The sequence below is a fragment of the Brevibacillus sp. FW306-2-1A-C05A genome, from assembly GCF_058781555.1.
This window is the reverse complement of record NZ_JBYSWV010000020.1, coordinates 17,901-35,746: the sequence shown is the minus strand read 5'-3', so window position 1 is coordinate 35,746 and position 17,846 is coordinate 17,901. Positions and strand designations below refer to the sequence as shown.

At 51.6% G+C, this 17,846-nt stretch carries 16 protein-coding genes; 5 read left to right on the top strand and 11 right to left on the bottom strand.

What is annotated here, in order from left to right:
- Positions 1-121: 121 nt before the first annotated feature.
- Entirely contained in the window at positions 122-1,909 is a 1,788-nt protein-coding gene (locus tag AC3WJN_RS13845; RefSeq protein WP_007780109.1) for an amidohydrolase, read from the bottom strand.
- A 272-nt stretch (positions 1,910-2,181) separates the two neighbouring features.
- Between AC3WJN_RS13845 and AC3WJN_RS13840 the strand changes: the two genes are divergently transcribed.
- The 4 genes from AC3WJN_RS13840 to AC3WJN_RS13825 all read left to right on the top strand — a co-directional run bounded on the left by AC3WJN_RS13840 (position 2,182) and on the right by AC3WJN_RS13825 (position 6,444).
- Positions 2,182-2,631, top strand: a complete 450-nt coding sequence (locus tag AC3WJN_RS13840; RefSeq protein ID WP_005830858.1) for a MarR family winged helix-turn-helix transcriptional regulator — start codon at positions 2,182-2,184, stop codon at positions 2,629-2,631.
- The gene (locus AC3WJN_RS13835) at positions 2,628-4,295 is read left to right on the top strand and encodes an MDR family MFS transporter (protein ID WP_007780113.1); all 1,668 of its coding nucleotides are present in this window, start codon (positions 2,628-2,630) and stop codon (positions 4,293-4,295) included. The genes AC3WJN_RS13840 and AC3WJN_RS13835 overlap by 4 nt, the downstream gene beginning before the upstream one ends.
- Positions 4,296-4,735: 440 nt before the next feature.
- The gene (locus AC3WJN_RS13830) at positions 4,736-5,275 is read left to right on the top strand and encodes a hypothetical protein (RefSeq protein ID WP_035316968.1); all 540 of its coding nucleotides are present in this window, start codon (positions 4,736-4,738) and stop codon (positions 5,273-5,275) included.
- A gap of 179 nt (positions 5,276-5,454) precedes the next feature.
- Entirely contained in the window at positions 5,455-6,444 is a 990-nt protein-coding gene (locus tag AC3WJN_RS13825) for a hypothetical protein (RefSeq protein ID WP_005830866.1), read from the top strand.
- 212 nt (positions 6,445-6,656) lie between these two features.
- Here the strand turns inward: AC3WJN_RS13825 and AC3WJN_RS13820 are convergent, their stop codons facing one another.
- Positions 6,657-7,415, bottom strand: coding sequence for a metallophosphoesterase family protein (locus AC3WJN_RS13820; RefSeq protein ID WP_007780123.1), 759 nt, complete (start codon positions 7,413-7,415; stop codon positions 6,657-6,659).
- Positions 7,416-7,635: 220 nt separating this feature from the next.
- On the opposite strand from AC3WJN_RS13820, the gene psiE reads away from it, so the two are divergent.
- A complete protein-coding gene (psiE, locus tag AC3WJN_RS13815; protein WP_005830870.1) occupies positions 7,636-8,052 on the top strand; it encodes a phosphate-starvation-inducible protein PsiE in 417 nt (138 codons plus the stop codon).
- Between the two features lie 111 nt (positions 8,053-8,163).
- Here the strand turns inward: psiE and AC3WJN_RS13810 are convergent, their stop codons facing one another.
- The 9 genes from AC3WJN_RS13810 to AC3WJN_RS13770 all read right to left on the bottom strand — a co-directional run bounded on the left by AC3WJN_RS13810 (position 8,164) and on the right by AC3WJN_RS13770 (position 17,824).
- Positions 8,164-9,051, bottom strand: coding sequence for a type 4a pilus biogenesis protein PilO (locus tag AC3WJN_RS13810; RefSeq protein WP_007780126.1), 888 nt, complete (start codon positions 9,049-9,051; stop codon positions 8,164-8,166).
- An 18-nt stretch (positions 9,052-9,069) separates the two neighbouring features.
- On the bottom strand, positions 9,070-9,729 hold the full coding sequence (locus AC3WJN_RS13805; protein ID WP_005830874.1) for a PilN domain-containing protein: 660 nt from the start codon (positions 9,727-9,729) through the stop codon (positions 9,070-9,072).
- A gap of 6 nt (positions 9,730-9,735) precedes the next feature.
- Positions 9,736-10,782, bottom strand: a complete 1,047-nt coding sequence (gene pilM, locus AC3WJN_RS13800) for a type IV pilus biogenesis protein PilM (RefSeq protein WP_005830877.1) — start codon at positions 10,780-10,782, stop codon at positions 9,736-9,738.
- A gap of 105 nt (positions 10,783-10,887) precedes the next feature.
- The gene (locus AC3WJN_RS13795) at positions 10,888-11,649 is read right to left on the bottom strand and encodes a prepilin peptidase (protein WP_007780131.1); all 762 of its coding nucleotides are present in this window, start codon (positions 11,647-11,649) and stop codon (positions 10,888-10,890) included.
- Positions 11,650-11,766: 117 nt separating this feature from the next.
- The gene (locus AC3WJN_RS13790) at positions 11,767-12,243 is read right to left on the bottom strand and encodes a prepilin-type N-terminal cleavage/methylation domain-containing protein (RefSeq protein WP_007780133.1); all 477 of its coding nucleotides are present in this window, start codon (positions 12,241-12,243) and stop codon (positions 11,767-11,769) included.
- 22 nt (positions 12,244-12,265) lie between these two features.
- Positions 12,266-13,474 (bottom strand): type II secretion system F family protein, encoded by a 1,209-nt coding sequence (locus AC3WJN_RS13785; RefSeq protein WP_005830883.1) that lies wholly within the window; start codon positions 13,472-13,474, stop codon positions 12,266-12,268.
- On the bottom strand, positions 13,474-14,517 hold the full coding sequence (locus AC3WJN_RS13780; protein ID WP_005830885.1) for a type IV pilus twitching motility protein PilT: 1,044 nt from the start codon (positions 14,515-14,517) through the stop codon (positions 13,474-13,476). Before AC3WJN_RS13780 ends, AC3WJN_RS13785 begins: the two co-directional genes overlap by 1 nt.
- Before the next feature lie 31 nt (positions 14,518-14,548).
- Entirely contained in the window at positions 14,549-16,207 is a 1,659-nt protein-coding gene (locus tag AC3WJN_RS13775; RefSeq protein WP_005830887.1) for a GspE/PulE family protein, read from the bottom strand.
- Positions 16,208-16,240: 33 nt separating this feature from the next.
- Positions 16,241-17,824 (bottom strand): VanW family protein, encoded by a 1,584-nt coding sequence (locus tag AC3WJN_RS13770; protein ID WP_007778844.1) that lies wholly within the window; start codon positions 17,822-17,824, stop codon positions 16,241-16,243.
- Positions 17,825-17,846: the final 22 nt, after the last annotated feature.

Here is a 17,846-nt window from a genome sequence, read left to right as displayed (position 1 = left end):
CATGTACTGACCGATTCCCCGACCAACATACAAAATCCCGCTGAATTTGTAAAAAAAGCCAACGCATCGCCAAAAGAAAAATGGCCATCGCAGCACGGATGGCCATTTTTGGGGGGCTGGTTTATTTTGCAGCAGCAGCTTTCAGGCTGTACACTTCTTTTCCTTCTACCAAGGTCAGCACGACTTTCGCATTCTTGATCTCTGTAGCCGGGATCGCAAACAGATTTTTGTCCAGCACGATCAGGTCCGCTTTTTTGCCCACCTCGATCGATCCGGTGATGTCGTCGACGTGGTTGGCGTACGCGCCGTCAATCGTGAAGCTGGCGATCATGTCAGGCAGGGTGGCGCGCTCATTCGGATTGGCGATTTTCGCCGGATCGGTCACGCCGTCTTCGATGCGCGTAATGCCCTGCTGGATGCCGTGGAGTGGATTGAACTCAGGCGTCACGATGTAGTCCGAAGAGGACGCTACATGCACGCCTTGATTCAGGAAGCTTTTCATCGGGTATTCTTTTTCTGCGCGCTCCTGGCCGAGATACGGCACCTCGATCTCGTCGTAGTAGCCGTCCTCCTGCATGAACCAGAACGGCTGCACGATGCCGACAGCTCCGAGCTTTTTGAAGCGGGCGATGTCCTCCTGGTTGACCAGTTGCAAATGAACGAGCGAGTGACGGGCATCGTGTTTGCCGTTTTGCTGTTCCGCGTACTCCATGCCATCCAGCGCGATCCGGGTGGAAGCGTCGCCGATGGAGTGAACGTGCAGTTGGAAGCCCGCCTTGTCAGCGGCCGCTGCCGTCTTGTTGTACACCTCTGGCTTCCAGATCAATTCGCCGTTCGTGTGCTTGTGCTCATACGGCTTTTCCAGGTATGCAGTAGCGCCTTCGACGACTCCGTCCATGAAAATTTTGACGGCGTTCACCTGGAACAGCGGGTTTTGGTTGCGCTCGCGAATTTTCACAAACTCGGCAATCTGCTCAGGTCCTTTGTCCGGGTTGGCGGTGATGGCATTGCGAAAACGGATAGTCAGCCTGTTTTCGCGAGCCAGCTCCTCATACGCTTCCAGCACGTTCGGATAGCGCAGCATGTCCGGGTCGCGGACAGTCGTCACGCCGCGCTCAACCGCTTTGTGCTGATACTCCTCGATTCCCGCTTTGTACTGCTGCACGGTGTAGCCGCCGATTTTGGACAGCACGAGATCCATTGCTTTTTCGCGCAGCGTTCCCGACGGTTCGCCTGTCTCTGGATCGCGCTCGATAATGCCGCCTTCCGGATTTTTCGTTTCCTTTGTAATGCCCGCCAGTTTCAGCGCGGCGGAATTGACCCACAGAGAATGTCCGTCATCCGAGGTCAGAGCGATCGGAATGTTTGGCACGATGGCGTCCAGCACTTCTTTGCGCGGACCGATCCCCGGCGCTACCGGATTGCTCCAGCCGCGTCCTTGCAAGGCTACTTCTTGTGGATGCGCCTTGACAAACGCGGAAACCACCTCTGTGTACTCCTCCATCGAGCCCGCGTCAAACAGGTCGATGGAATAGATCAGCCCGGTTGTTTTGCTTGCATGGGTATGGCTGTCGATGAAGCCTGGCAGCACCATTTGCCCTTTCAAGTCGGTTACCTTCGTACTTTTCCCGATGTGCGCCTTTGCGCCCTCATCCGTGCCTACGTAGACGATCTCGCCGCCGCGAATCGCGACAGCCTGTGCCCAGTTTCTGTTTCTGTCCACGGTGTACACGGCGCCGCCCGACAACACGACATCGGCCGGCTGCACGACTGCCTGCTTCGCAGCATCCGCAGTCGCCTGACCAGAGGCTTGTCCCGCCGCCTGGCTCGTTCCTTGCGCAGCGAATGCGGGCAGCGGAATCATCAGCGCCGTTGCCAGCAATGCGCTGGTCCATTTTTTTCCGAACAAAAAAATCCCCACCTATCTCTTTTTCCATGATGCCAAACACGACAAACTTGATTGTAGCACCACAACTCAGAAAATTCCATGAAATCCCTCCGGCAAACTCGACTTTTTTCCCGATTTTTGGCGAAACACCTCGATTTTCATCGAATGAACTGGTTCATTTGGTAAAAGGTAGATTTGACATCCCCGAGCAGAACATTTACACTGATTAATGTTTCAAGTATTTAATTATTAACCATGTATATTATTTTACATTTAAAACAGGAGCGATTAGCATGCCGAGCCAATCCGGTCTTACTGATTTTGAACAGCTCTACATCCAGGTGCAGCGAAGTGTCTCAGCAAAATGGCACAAGCGGCTGGACCCGCTCGTCTCCGCGTCGCAAGCCATGCTTCTGCGGATGCTGGATAAAAACGGTCCGCAAAAAGCGTCGGCTCTGGCCGAGCTTTTGCAGATCACTCCCGGAGCAGTGACCAGCCTTTCCGATAAACTGATCGCCTGCGGTTACGCCAGCCGCAGCCGGGTCAGCCACGATCGCCGGGTAGTCTACCTGGAAATTACCGAGAAGGGAAAAGCGATTTTGCAGCAATACAGAGTGGAACTGAAAAAAACGATCGGAGACTTGTTTGCCGGGCTGTCGGAAGAAGACCTTCAGCACCTGAACCGCATCTACAGGCAAGTCTTGCTTAACATCGAACAGCGAAGAGAGGAGAATCACGCATGAACGGGTTAACCGAAAAAAAGAAAGTGACGATCATGATCGCGATCATCACGGCGATGTTCTTTTCCGCGATCAACCAAACGATCATCGGCGTCGCCATGCCGCGCATTATCGCCAAGCTGGGCGGCATGGATTATTACTCTTGGGCCATCACCATTTACTTGCTGACTTCCACCATCGCTTCCGTCCTGGTCGGCAAGCTGTCGGACATTTACGGGCGCAAGCCGTTTATTTTGGCCGGGATCGGGCTGTTCAGCATCGGCGCTTTGCTATCCGGCTTTTCCGCCACGATCTTTCAGTTGATCGCCTATCGCGCCATTCAAGGGGCAGGTGCCGGTATCATCATGTCCACCGCCTTCACCGCCATGGGCGACCTGTATGAGCCTCGCGAGCGAGCCAAATGGACCGGAGTCATGAGCGCGGTATTCGGCGTTTCCAGCGTCGCGGGTCCGCTCCTCGGCGGATATATTGTCGATCATCTCGACTGGCATTGGGTATTCTGGATTTTCCTGCCGATCGGGCTGATCGCCTTCACCTTGATTTTGCTTCATTTTCCGCAGGTGGAAAAACGCCAGGGCGAATCCGTCGACTACTTCGGCTCCCTGTTCTTGACGACGACCATCGTTCCGATGCTGCTTGCTTTTTCCTGGGCAGGAGAAGGCCTGCACAAATACGCCTGGGGCTCCTGGCAAATTCTCGGCCTCCTGGCTGTCACCGTCGTGTCCTTGCTCGTGTTCCTGTGGGTCGAGACGCGGGTAAAAACACCTGTGCTGCCGCTTGGCTTGTTTAAAAACAGCATTTTCACCGTCTCCAATCTGGTCGGCTTTTTCCTGAATGCCGGGATGATGGGAGCGATCATCTACGTTCCGTTTTTCGTCCAGGGCGTAAAAGGAATCTCGCCTACCATGGCAGGCTACGTCGCCATGCCGATGTCGATTGCCATGCTCGTGACGTCTGCGCTCGCCGGACAATTGATGACCAAAACAGGCAAATACAAAAAGATGGCGATCAGCGGGCTGCTCGTCATGACGCTCGGCATGGTGCTGATGTACTTCATGGTGCCGACCACGCCGATTTATTTGCTCGTGCTGTACATGATCGTGCTCGGCCTGGGCATGGGCATCGCGATGCCCGTCTTCTCCTTGACTGTGCAAAACGCAGTCGCACCGCAGGAGCTGGGTGTCGCCACCGCTACCTCCCAGTTGTTCCGCAACCTGGGCGGTACGATCGGAATTGCCGTCATGGGCAGCGTCATGAGCGCCAGCATGTCTGCAAAAATGAACCAGCTCTCGCCTACCATGAGCCAGGGCGCTGCCTCGATGCCTGCCGATCCGGCGTTGGCTGAAAAGCTGTCGCTGTTCACCAATCCACAAAATTTGCTCGATCAGCCCAAAATCGAAGCGGCGCTGCACAGCTTGCCGCCTGAGTCGCAGACCGTGTTTGCCCACATGCTGGACACGATCCGCGAAGCGATGAGCTACGGCATTACGACCACCTTTTTGACCGGAGCGATTGTCGCTGGCTTTGCGGTCGTGATCGCGCTGTTCCTGAAAGAAATCCCGTTGCGCAGCCAAAACAAGCCGGAGCAAAAGAAATCGTCCGAAAACGAAAAGCGGGCGACAAGTACCGCCGAATGGGACGGTGCGCAGGCTACAGGAAAAGCTTGAGAGTAAGACATATTATAGAAGAAAAAGGGGAGCACATTGACGTGCCTCCCTTTTTTGTTGCCCGACACTCCGGTCGCTATGCTCGTTTTACAACCGCACTCTGCCCGTCCGGATCGCATGGGCATAGTCCACGCGCCCGGCTTCCTCTGCGAGTTTGGCCGCTTTTTCATAATCATACGGAAGCAGGGAAGCAGGACGTACTCCACTTTCCAGGAGCACTCGCGGGCAAGGGAACTCGTATGGGAACTGTACAAAGCTGCTTGTTTTAGTTCAATACGATTTCGAGAACTCTCTTGAATAAAGGATTTTTTACATTATTTTGAAATAGAACGCAGGTCATGTTCCCTGTTAATTCCAATTATGATATATTTTTTATGGATTTTGTTTCACAATAGAATTCACAAATAGAAACATGACAATTCCTAAATGGGGTGACGAAGATGAACCTGTTAAAAAACTTTCTATTATCATTGTTGATCTTAGTGGGAATTAGCGGATGTGGGGGGGCCACTGACAATAAGGAAGAGAATAGTAGTGTCACTGAAAATCCAATTAGCAAGCAGGGAAGTGCAATGATTGGAGCAGACACTATTAAATTATATGAATTAAGCGGTAATCAAAATCTCAAAGACCAATTCAAATTTGCGTTTGACCCAACAGTTCCCCAAGAGATTAAATACTACAAAAACGGTGAGACAGTTACCATCGATTTTGGTGAAACAGTATATGATAACATAACTATTTTGGACATTCTCCTAAATTCTAAAGGTGAACAATTATATACGGATAAAGAAATCAAGAATGTTGCCTTTACCCGGATAGACAATAAATATCAATTCAAATTAGAGAAGCACTTCGCTTCTGCTTTAAATTCGAACGATGAACCGTCTCAAACGGTTTATAGAGGTTTTCGAATCAATGCTTATAAAGATGATAAGGAATATCCATTTGGATTTGTAATAAAAACAGATGCTTACTAATGCTTTCGAATTGAAACAAAGTTGCTCATTTGAACTAAGGAAACAGATAATCATTTTTGCTCATCAAAGAATCAAACCATATATGAAATCTAATGCGATGGGAGGTTAGATTTTAGAACAACTTTCAAGATTGACCATTTCTTTATTTTTTCCAAATCGTATGAAAAGGAAGGAAAGGTATGAAATTATTTAAGAGAGCTTTGCCCGTGTTTTTATTAGCGATAAGCTTAGTCGCACCTGCTAGTGCAGAAAAAGTTGGCGGATATGAGTACCCCGTGAAACCCGGAACAACTGAGTGGAAAGCACTTGAAAGCAAAATGGAACGCCAAAAGGTAAGCCAAATACCTGAGGATGTTTTGGAACAATTGTCAACCGAAGAGCTTGTTGAAACTGTTTTAGACTATCCGTTCCTGATCGACATGTATGCATACGATTCTTTTGAACAAGGTTTTTCTGCTGTTTCATCCAATTTCAACGGTCTAAAGGAACTGCTGAAAAGAGAAGATGCTGCTTCGAAGCTACTTGAGAAATACAAAGTGACAAAAGAATCGAAGGGAGTTAAGAAAGCATCTTCAGATGAAATGTTAGACTTGAAGAATCTTGAAATTATTTTAGAACAAAGTGAGATTAAAGAGAAGTTATCTCCAAACGAAGTAGAAGAAGTGGAAGAGCTTACGGAAGAACCAAAACGGGCAGCGGCTGCTATATATGTAAAGACACCAAAGGGCACTAAGGTGGAAGTGTTGCAACTAGGGGAACGTTTATCTTCTGCGGAGATTAAAGCTCTGGATCGGGAGGTTGAAAGGGCATATCCTCGTACTACTCTCCTAAGATCAGCTACAACAAATTACAATTGTCATTCCTATGCTTGGTACAGTACTTCTTCTAGCAACAAATATTGGATGAATGACCCTGGCGCCTATATGACAGATGGGAGTTATAAAAAAAGGAGTTCTGCTTCTGGAGATAGCAAAATTTACTACGATGTAAGAGGTAATGAACACACTGGGATAGTTACGACAGTTTATTCTGGCCCACCTGCACCTGGAAAAGATCAAGCAAGTATGATTAAAGTTAAATCCAAATGGGGGCAATTAGGATTAGTAGAACATATGGCCGATGATTGCCCGTATTATACGAGTGACTCAGATTTAGAATTTTACAAGTAATTAATCCAAATTTCGAAAGTATCTTGGAGAACTACTTTTAGGTGTGAAATCCAAGGTACTTTCTCTTTTTTTGGTAAAGGGAGAATTTCACCTTGTGGACGTCGCATACTTGGCGTACGGCGTCAATGACTCCATGACATATAGAAGAAAAAGGGGAGCACATCGACGTGCCCCCCTTTTTTGTTGCCCGGCCCTCGGCCGCTATGCTCGTTTTACAACCGCGCTCTGCCCGTCCGGATCGCATGGGCATAGTCCATGCGCCCGGCTTCCTCTGCGAGTTTGGCCGCTTTTTCATAATCATACGGAAGCAGGATGTGCTCCACTTTCCAGGAGTCTCCTTGGCGCGTGGCCGTCGCATACTTCGCGTGCGGGGTCAACGACTCCATGAAATGCGGATGGGGCTTCTCTTCAAAGTAAGCGGGCAGCCCGACACTCCCCGGATTGACGATCCATTTTCCATCCGGCAGCCACACCGATCTGTGCACGTGCGTATGTCCGCAAAAAATGACGTTCTGCGGTACATTCGCCAGCTCAATCATCAGTTCGGTGACGCTTTTCGCGTCAGTCCCGTACGGAGCGACCCGCTCCATGAGATACTCATCGTCCGCAAAAGGCGTTCCATGGCAGAACAAAAGGTCCTCGTAAACCCACTGCTTGCGAAACGTGCGGAGCCAGTCGAGCACGTCTTCGCGCAGCAGCGGCTTCACATGCTGAAAAGTGGGGGAAGCCAGCACCCCCTCCAGCAAATAGCGGTCGCAGTTGCCCATAATGTGGACGACATCCGTGCGCCGCATCAGCAGCTCCGCGGTTTGCACCGGGGCAATCGGGCCAAACAGCGCGTCTCCGAGGTTCACAATCGTCTGAATCCCCCGCGCGTCAATGTCCTGCAAAACCGCCTCGAGCGCGAAGACATTGCTATGTATGTCAGAAATGACGGCGATGGCATGGTTCTGGTTTTGATGCTGATTCAAAAAGGCTCGCTCCTTTCAGACAGTCTTGTCACAAATGATACCGCCCTTCGCCTTTATGAGCCAGCCATTTTGTGCGAAGGGAGACTTCACTTTTGATTGTGTAAATAGTATGTCACTTTCGCTAGATGTGTTGATTATATTCTGAATTTTAATTATATTTGTATAACATATTGTAACGGTTGTGTTTGTCCGATTATTTTTTCCACAGGAGGCCACCGTCATGAACCATGTCAAAGCCGTTATCAAGCATTTCTCCGTTCCGTCCCTGCTCCAACTGATCCTCAACCTCGCCCTGATTATCCTGGCCGTCATCCTCGTCGTGCTGCTCGGCAAGGAGCTGATCCACTTCGGGAAAATGATGATCTCGAGCGATTCCTCGCTGAACGAATTTCTCGAAGCCATCATTGCCTTTTTTCTCTACTTCGAATTTATTGCCATGATCGTCAAGTACTTTCGCGAGAACTACCATTTTCCCCTGCGCTATTTTCTTTACATCGGCATAACGGCTATGGTTCGTCTGATTATCGTGGATCACCACAGCCCGCTCAACACGCTGATTTACTCCGGCGTGATTCTGATTTTGATTATTAGCTATTACATCATTAACAAAACTCCGGTCGAACGGCCAGGGAAATAAATCAAGCGGAAAAAGGCTGGCAGCAACTTGAACTGTCAGCCTTTTTCTATCGAAAACAAACCTCCCTAACAGGCTGGGAGGCTTCACTCTTATCAGTTGCGGTTTGTACGGCTAGTTCGCTTCGTTCGCAGCGGTCCCGACAGATGCTTCTTCTTTTTTGACCGTTTCGTACTGCATCGGGTCCCACTTGCCCGCAGGCCCTTCCACCTGCACGGCTGGCAGCTTTTCCAGATCCTTTTCAAACTGGGGCGCAAAGTAGCTCGTAAGCTTGACGGTTGCGACCATTTTCGTGTCTTCCGGAATGACAAACTCGTCTTTTTGGTTCGATTTGAAGTCGAGCTGATCGACACGCAAATAACGCGACATCTTTTGCATTTCGCTCACAAAGCGATAAATTTCCTTGTAATCGCCTTTGATCTTGAGGGAAATTTCCACGCTATGAAAAGGAATTGGCGGCAAGTATTTTTCAATCATTTCCGCCTTCACCTGGCGCTCTTCTTTCCCGGCAGCCGGCTTTGGTTGTCCGGCCGATGAACCCGCATTTTGCGCGGACTTGGCGATCTTCTGCGCTTTTTCATCAAGCTTTTGTACCTCTCCTTCGAGTGTTGCCTGCGCTTCTCCCCCCTCAGCTTGATCCATGTAGGTGAGCTGATTAGCCAATTCTTTTGCAGACAGTTTTTCCCGCTCGGAAAAGGAGGCTTCTTCAATCGAAATCTGGCTGACGGATTGCAGCCTCTCCAGGTCCTTGATAAGCTGATCCGCATACGGCCTAACCGGGATCGCTTCCAGGATTTTATTGGAGATCACCATTGGGGTTGTCGGCTCCGTCGCCTGTGCGCTTTGCAACTGGTCAAAGGTTTGTTTCAATTTCTCAAGCTGCACCTGCAAGCTCGTCTTTTGGTCCGTAACAGGTACGATGTATAAATAGTAAGCCCCTGCCAAGGCAGCGAACAATAACGCAAAGATGAAGAGTGCAATCTGACGCGTCTTTTCTCCCATGCAACGGTTCCCCTCCTCTTACTTCTTCACTTCGGCTTTTCCTGTTGCGGCAGCTTGCTCCTTGGCAACCAGCTCTTGCAAATCAACAGTAATCGCCTTTATTTTCAGGGAAGCAGTATAGCGAGGGAGCAGCTTTCCGCCAACGGTGCTCAAAATGGCCGACAGCGGTTTTCCCTGGTCATCTACAGGGCCTTGCCATTTGATTTCTCTCGCCTTGATGCTGGTAACTTCCGCTTTCACGACGTAGGGAGAGGCTTGCAAATTGTGGAGGTACGCAGCAACATCTTCATACTGCTCAAAGCTGCCTTCCAGTTCAATGCTGCCACTCAAGCTATACTTGATGCTGTCCAGGCGGCCATGCTCGGGCAAAGCGTGCGCTATCTCGTCCATGAGCAGGTTCGTCGGCAAAAACAACTGCTGCATCCGCTCGGAAAAAAGCACATACTGATCCAGCGAGTCGTCCGCTTGCACGGCTACCGCCTGTTTTTGCAGGGCAGCAATCGCCGTTTCCTTCATTTTGATTTCCTGTTTCAAGAGAGTGACCGACTCATTCGTTGAGCCATACGTGAGCCAGAGAAAGCTGGCAGCAGCTACCCACGTCAAGCCGATTCCTGACAATACGATATGCGAGGCGGTAAATAACCGCTTCTTTCGCGGAAGCAGATTTATCGTAACCAATAGCCCTCAACCTCTCAAAGATAATCCCAGCGCCACAGAGAAGGCTTGCAGCATTGCCTGGTTTGCCCCTACGTGCTCAATGTGCTCTAGCGGCAGCGGCGCGATCTTCAACTGAGGAAGTCGCTCGCGCAAAAACCTGACCATTTTATCCAGGTCGGGAAAGTCGCCTGTGAGGTACATCGTGTCCAGCTTGACTATCCCGTTTTTCAAGGAGAACTGGTAAAAGTTAATTACCCGTTCCAGCTCTCGTGCCAACTCCTCCGCAAAGTTGGAAAAGGCGCTGCGGCGTTCAAGGAATTGCAGCAGCTCTTTGGTCGACGGCTCGTTCTCGTCTGCACTGTTCTTGTAATTTTCCAGGTCAAGTGGAATATTGCGCAAAAACTCCGGAATATCGCCTTCAAAAATGCCGACATTGATGGAGCGTACCCCGAGCTGCACCACGAGCATGTTCCGGCTCAGCTCCATCCCGCCACTGGTCAGAAGCCGATGCAACGCCAACGGCTCGATATCAACCGAAGTCGCCTCCAAACGGAGCACCTTCAAAAGCGACAAATACTGGTCAATCAGCTCACCCGGCGCCGCAATGACCAGATACTGCTCCTCCTCTCCCGAGCCGAGCTTTTCGGCGGAGAATTGGTTGGGAAGCGCCCACACATTGTTTTTCGGCAGCTTGTAATAGTCAAAATAAGGACGGGAAAACGGCAAGTGAACGGATGATTCCAGCTCGATCTCGATCAAGGGGCGAACTTCCTTATCCGGCACTCGCGGCAAAGCGATCTTCCTGATGACGACAAACGAGCTCGGTACGGCAAGGCACACCTTGTTCCCGCTCAATAGTAACTGATTTTTGGCTGCGGACAGTTGCTGCTCCAGCGCCTGCTGGTTCATAATCTTCCCGCCGACAAGCAAACCTCGCTCCAACGGAATCATGCCCATCTGGTGGACCTGGACAGCTCCTGCGTTCTGCGACGTTTCGACGACGCGAATCCCGTCATCTTCTATCGTAATGCCAATTCTCTTTTTGGACGGGAGAAACGGCAGATGGACCCCCATTCGACTCCACCCTTTCTATTGATGCTAGGAAATGCATTTCTTGTTTTCTACTAAATTAGACAAAGCTCGCCTCCACCCTGCCGTAAATAGTGGCAGACCGATGGCTTAATAAAAAGATAAATACCAGTCCACGATAGCCGAACCGTATAAATAGGCGGTGACGGCTCCCAGCGCAATAAACGGCCCAAACGGAATCATCGACTTGCGCGTCGCCCTGCGAATCGCCAGCAGAAACAGTCCATACAAGGCGCCAAAGGCCGAGGAGAGAAACACGGTCAAAAACAACAGCGTCGGCGACAGAAACATCCCGATCACAGCAAACAGCTTGGTATCGCCGCCCCCCATCCCGCCACGCGTGATGACTGCAAGCAGAAAAAAGAACAAAAACCCTGCCGCCATCCCGATCAAATGCGCTACATAGCTGGCATCGCCATAGGGCCAAAAAAAGCGCATGACGAGAAAAAGCAAAAAGAACAGCAGCAGCACTTTATTCGGGATCAGCCGATACGTCAAATCCGCCACCGTGATGATCGACAGCAGGGAGACAAACAACATCCCGAGCAACGTCTCCCAGGTCAGATCGTACCGCAAATAGACAAGGACAAAACCAAGCCCCGTCAAGCCCTCCATCACCGGATAGAGCGGAGAAATCGCCGTCTTGCAGCCCTTGCATCTTCCTTTTGCGAGAAGATAGGAAATAACCGGGATTAATTCTCCGGGCAATAACCGCCGCTTACAGGTCGGACAATGCGACGGCGGGTAAATGATGGACTGTTTTTTTGGCACTCGCAGCCCAACTACGTTGTAGAAGGAGCCAAAGAGGAGGCCGAGGAGGAAGAAGCTTATGGAGAGTGGTAGTTGGAGCATTTCTTCACCTCTAGGTTGGAAGTCGTGTCGGGCATGTGTTAGCGAGCAAGCTGCCAACTGCTTCTAAGCTGCAAAAAACTTCCTTCTCGATATTTGAGAAGGAAGTTGCAAAGTGAATTACTGCGCGTTGTCTGGTGTACCGTTTCTATCCAAATCAACTACTGCTCTCGTTAGTTCTTGCAATTCTACGTTGTCAATAAATGGCTCAGCGCTGCCTGCAGCAGCCAAAGTTACGTGATATGTCAATATATTATTATCAGCATCTCTTTCAACTCTTACAAAGCTATCTTCTCCATCATAGCTGCCATTGTCACCCGGCACACGAATATCTTGAATGAGCCCCCAATCCCGAAGTTCAGCTAACGTGAATTTACGATCATCGTCAGTAGTCCCTAATTGATTGGTTGTTATCCTCATTTTTGTTGCATCAATTAACATTCTGGCGTTGGCCACATGAGCATCGCGGCGGGAATTTTCAATAATATTTCCAATCGAAGGAACTGCAATCGCCGCAATAATTCCAATAATCACAATCACGGCCAACAGCTCGATCAGTGTAAGGCCACGCTCATTTTTTAAAATCTTTTTCAACATACAATATGTCCTCCCCCGACCATTATTTAACTTGACTGAAAATCTCAAACATCGGCACCATGATGGATAGCACGATAGTTCCCACAATTCCGGACAAACAGACGATCATAATTGGTTCGATTAGCGACTTGATTTTGTCAACAGAGTTCTCCACTTCCTTTTCGTAGAAATCTGCAACCTTGTCCAGCATCGAATCAAGCGAACCTGTCTCTTCGCCAACCGCAATCATATGGGACACCATCGGAGGGATTACCCACGATTTTTTGAACGGCTCTGACAGAGGTCGACCTTGGCGCAGGCTTTCTTTCGCCTCGCCAATGGATTTGCTGATAAGCTGGTTCCCTACCACTCCCTCGACGATGTTGAGAGATTGCAGAATCGGAACCGAGCTGGCAAATAACGTAGCAAGCGTTCTGGTCATTCTTGCTACCGCGCCTTTTTGCAGCAGCTTGCCGAATATTGGTAGTTTTAACATACCATAGTCAGTGTAATATCGTCCATAAGAAGTGTTGACAAAAATTCGAAAACCGATAAACAGTGCCAAAAGTCCTAGAAAATAGAGATACCACACTTCAACCAGGCTGTTGCTAAAGCCCATGACCGCTTTCGTAATCGCCGGCAATTCCGCTTGAAAGCCTGCAAACATATCGACAAACGTCGGCACAATGCTGACCAGCAAAAAGACCGTGACGGTGACGGACATCAAGCCTACGGTCACCGGGTACGCCATCGCCGACTTGATCTTTTCCTTTGTGTAGTAGGACTTTTCGTAAAACGTAGCCAGCCTGTCCAGCACAAGCTCCATATTCCCCGACGCCTCGCCCGCGCGCACCATGCTGATGAATAGCGGCTCAAACACCTTCGGAAACTTGGCGCACGCCTCGGACAGTTGTGTCCCTTGCTGCAAATCTACCTCGATATCCACCAAGTATTTGCGCAGCTTTTTGCTCTCGGTCTGTGCAGCGAGGATATGTACCGATTCTACGATCCCGATGCCCGCGCGAATCAGCGTGGCAAACTGGCGCAAGAAAATGACGATGTCCCTGCCTTTTACCGGGCGGGTGAGCTCGATGTTGCGGTCGAGCACGCCTTTGATCGGCTCCTGCATGTTCAGCACGAGGACGCCTTGCTGCTTCAATTCCATGATGGCAGAGTTTCTTGTATTGGCTTCGATTTTGCCCCTGACCTTTTTCCCCGTCCGCTCGCGGCCTTCGTATTGAAAAGTAGGCATTATTCCAGCACCCTCTCATTCAGGAAATACTGGGCCGCCTCCATCGTGATCGTGCCGCTTGCGATCAGCTCCTTGATCGACATCTCCAGAGTATGCATGCCCATCTCCCTGCTTGTCTGGAGAATGCTCTTGATCTGATGCACCTTTTCGCTGCGAATCAGGTTGGCGACCGCAGGGGTATTGACGAGAATCTCCGTCGCCACCGTCCTGCCACCGCCTACCTTCGGAAAAAGGCGCTGCGAGATGATGCCGACCAGGACGGAAGCGAGCTGTGTCCGCATTTGCGGCTGTTGGCTGCCGGGGAAAACGTCAATAATCCGGTCGATGGTCTGCGGTGCGTCTGACGTATGCAGCGTCGCGAGCACCAAATGTCCGGTCTCCGCCGCCGTAATCGCGGTGCTGATCGTCTCCAGATCGCGCATCTCGCCGACGAGAATCACGTCAGGGTCCTGGCGCAGCGCGGCCCGCAGCCCGCTGGCAAAATCTTTTGTATCAAAGCCGATCTCGCGCTGGTTCACGATGGAGAGCTGATGCTTGTGCAAATACTCGATCGGGTCCTCCAACGTAATCACGTGCTTTCTCATCGTGCGGTTGATATAGTCGATCATCGCGGCAAGCGTGGTCGATTTCCCGCTGCCTGTCGGACCTGTTACCAGCAGCAGTCCCTGGGGCTTTTGCGAGAATTTCCGCAAAATCTCCGGCATACAGAGCGATTCAATGGTCGGCACCGATGTCGGAATGACCCGAGCCACGATCCCTGTGCAGCCGCGCTGCTGATACGCGTTCACCCGAAAACGGGACACCCCTGCCAGGCCGTAAGAGAAATCCAGCTCGCCTTTTTCCTGGAACTTGTGGTACATGTGCTCCTGGATCAAGGTCCGCGCCATCGACTCGGTGTCTTCCGGAGTGAGCGGCGGCAAATCCAGCCGCTTCAGCTCGCCGTCAATCCGAAAGACAGGCGACGTCCCTACCGATATGTGCAGGTCGGATGCTCTTTTTTCAAAGGCGTACTTCAGCAGCTTGTTAATATCGACACTAGACACGCTTCATCCTCCCTCTTCCTGACGTCGGCCGTCACTGGCTGACCGATATCCGATAAATTTCTTCCATGGTGGTGATGCCCTGCTTTACTTTGAGCAGGCCATCGTCGAACAACAGGACCATCCCGTTTTTCATCGCATACTTTTTGTACTCGTGGGACGGGAGGTTTTGGATCAGCATCGAGCGGATCGTATCGTCGATCTTGAACACCTCGTGAACGGCGATCCTGCCTCGGTATCCGGTCATTTGACAGCTTGCGCAGCCTTTTCCCCTCCATAATGTTTCCACGTTCAACCCTTTTTGGGCAAACAACTTCTTCTCCTGTTCGGACGCCTGGTATTCCTGCTTGCAGTCCTTGCAGATGCGGCGGACGAGCCGCTGCGCGAGTACGCCGTGCACCGAAGAAGCGATCAAAAACGACGGAATGCCCATGTCCACGAGACGGGTAATGCTGCTGACCGCGTCGTTGGTATGCAGCGTGCTGAACACCGAGTGCCCGGTGAGCGCGGCGCGGATGGCGATTTCGGCCGTCTCCCTGTCGCGAATCTCCCCGACCATGATGATGTCCGGGTCCTGGCGCAAAATCGAGCGCAGCGCGGAAGCGAAGCTCATCCCGATATTTTCGTTGACCTGCACCTGGTTGATCCCGTCAAGCTGATACTCGACAGGGTCCTCGACGGTAATGATGTTGACATGCTCTGAGTTCAAATGGTTGAGCGCCGAGTACAACGTCGTCGATTTCCCGCTTCCCGTCGGGCCCGTCACCAGTACGATCCCGTTGGACATGGTAACCAGCTCTTGAAACATCGCCAGATTGCGCTTCGACAGGCCAAGCTGGCTCATCTCCACCAGAGCGTTGGTCAGGTCAAGCAGACGCATGACGATTTTTTCCCCGTAGATGGTAGGCAAAGTCGACATCCGGATATCAATTTCCTTGAAGTCTACATTCATCTGCACCCGGCCATCCTGCGGCATCCTGCGTTCGGCGATGTTCAGATTCGCCATGATTTTCAGCCGGGCCGTCAGCATCCCCTGCATGTGCCGCGGCAAGACCCGCTCCGTTCGCATCAGACCATCGATGCGGAAACGGACGCGGATGCCGTCTTCCATCGGCTCGATATGGATGTCGCTCGCCCGAAGCTGGACAGCCTGCTCAAACATTTGGTTGACCAGGCGAACAATCGGCGAATTGTCGTCAAAAATCCGCGCTTCTTCCAAATCCTCCGGCACTTCGATGCCTTCCATCAGCTCCTGCACAGAGCCTTGCATGCTGTACATTCGCGAGATGGCGCGCTGAATCTCGTCGCGGGTCGCGATCACCACGTTAATGACAAAACCCGTGCTCATCCTCAGCTCGTCAATTGCGTAGTAATCAAGCGGGTCAACCATCGCGACAGTCAGCTTGTTCTCTTCTTTTTTCAACGGAACCAGCGAGTGGCGGCGAGCCAGCTCCTCTGGCACAATCGCTGACAAAGACGGATCCAGACGCATGCGAAACAGGCTGACATGGGGAATCCCCAACTGGTATTCCAGAATTTCAATCAGTTGCTGCTCGGTGATGTAGCCGCTTTGCAGCAGGTGGTCACCGAGCTTCAGCTTCGATTTTTTTTGTTCGACCAGCGCTTCCTGCAACTGGTCGGTGGTAACGATGCCGCTCTCGACCAAGATGTCGCCAAGCCTTTTGCGGGACAAGAGACTCCCCCCTCTTACGTACGGTTGCTTTGCCTAGTTTTGATAAATAATGCCGTTTACCACTTCCGTCCCGCCAGTGCTTCCGCTGTTTGCGTCAGTGGAAGGGGCGCTTGGCATCGGTATGTCTGGAGGCGGTGCAGCGGCAGGTGTTCCGCCGCCGTCATCAGCCGTTTCGGCCGGAGCCGCACCGCCTTCCTGTTGCGCCCCTGGCACAGTTGTCGCCCGCGCCTTCTTGTCTTTTTCATAAACGGGGCCAACCGCAACGACGTTGTGCAGCGGCTTGTAGTAATCCTCGGAAACCTTTTGCTTCCGGAATATCCCGTTCTCCTGCCAGCTCTGGTAAACGGCGACCGTGAAGCCCTCGCTGCCTTTGCGCTCGATGAACTCCTCGTTTGGCCCCAGCGTTTGGTCTACGCGAACAATCGTATTCGGCGACACCGTCGCGCCTTTTTCCGTAACAAGCGTCGCCACAGGCACGTCCTGCTTTGCCCCGAAAAGCGCCACTCGCACCTGATTGCTCTGCAGTGCCGCATGGATAAACAGCGGCTTCTCCGTCTGGTTGGAAAAGCGCAGATCGAGTTCTTCCCCATCGACCCGCGCTTCCAGCCCTGCACTTGTATAGGAAACAGGCCGCTGAGCCGCATGCCGCTCGATCACGGTCAGACGGTTCTGCAAAATGGTTTGGTAGAGAGCAGTCGCTGCCTGTGTCGCGGCTCCACCGAGCTGGTCCGGAACGACTTGTTCGTCGGCGAGAATCGGCTGCAGCACATAGCCGTTTTCCTGCGTGTACGGCCCTGTCGCCTTCAGGAAGGAAAACGTCTCGCCAGGCAAAACGACCGTGCCGTTCAGGCGGGAGACGAGCTGCTGCAAATTGGCAAGCCCGCTGCTCCCGGAAACAGCCATCGGCAAAGACTGCTCAGCCAACATGTTTTTGATCGACTCCAAATCTGCTGTGCGGATTTGTGGCACGTCTTCCTGTACAGCCAGACGAAGCTCTCCCGACCAATCTGCGAGATTGGACGAGATGACTTGCTCAAAGGCGGACAAAGACTGCTCCAGATTGATCCGGTAACCGACCACCTCTGGCACGATCGAGATCGTATTCCCCGAAACAGCTCCTGTCGCAGACACAGCCGGGCGCTCGATCTGTTGTCCGATGGCGTCAAGCTGTCTGGACATCTCCGCGCGATCAAAGGCAATCTTGATCGGCACATTGACAGGCGCAGAATCCCCCCACAAGCGGGAGAAAAACCCGGTCTTTTCTCGGGAGCGGGCATACGCCTCCTGCAAGGTCGCTTCTACATCAAAGCTGAGTTGCAGCTTGCTTTTGTCAATCGGGTACGCTTGTCCATCTAGTACAAAGCGAATTTCTGTATTTTGGCTGGCCTGTACGGCCTCAAGCAGCTTCTGCCTTGCTTCCTCATATGTCTGGCCGCCTACGGGAAGCGATGCGATCCTGATCTCTTCCTGGAAAATCTTCTCGCCAAAAGTGGCGCCTCCCCACTCGATCATCGAAAAAAGCGAAAGCGCCGGGATCAGGATGAGCTGGACGAAAAATATGGCAAAGAACCAAGAAAACGAATAGCGCCGTCGAGGCGAGATTTGGGTTGCGTACATACGTCAACGCCTTTCTTTATCG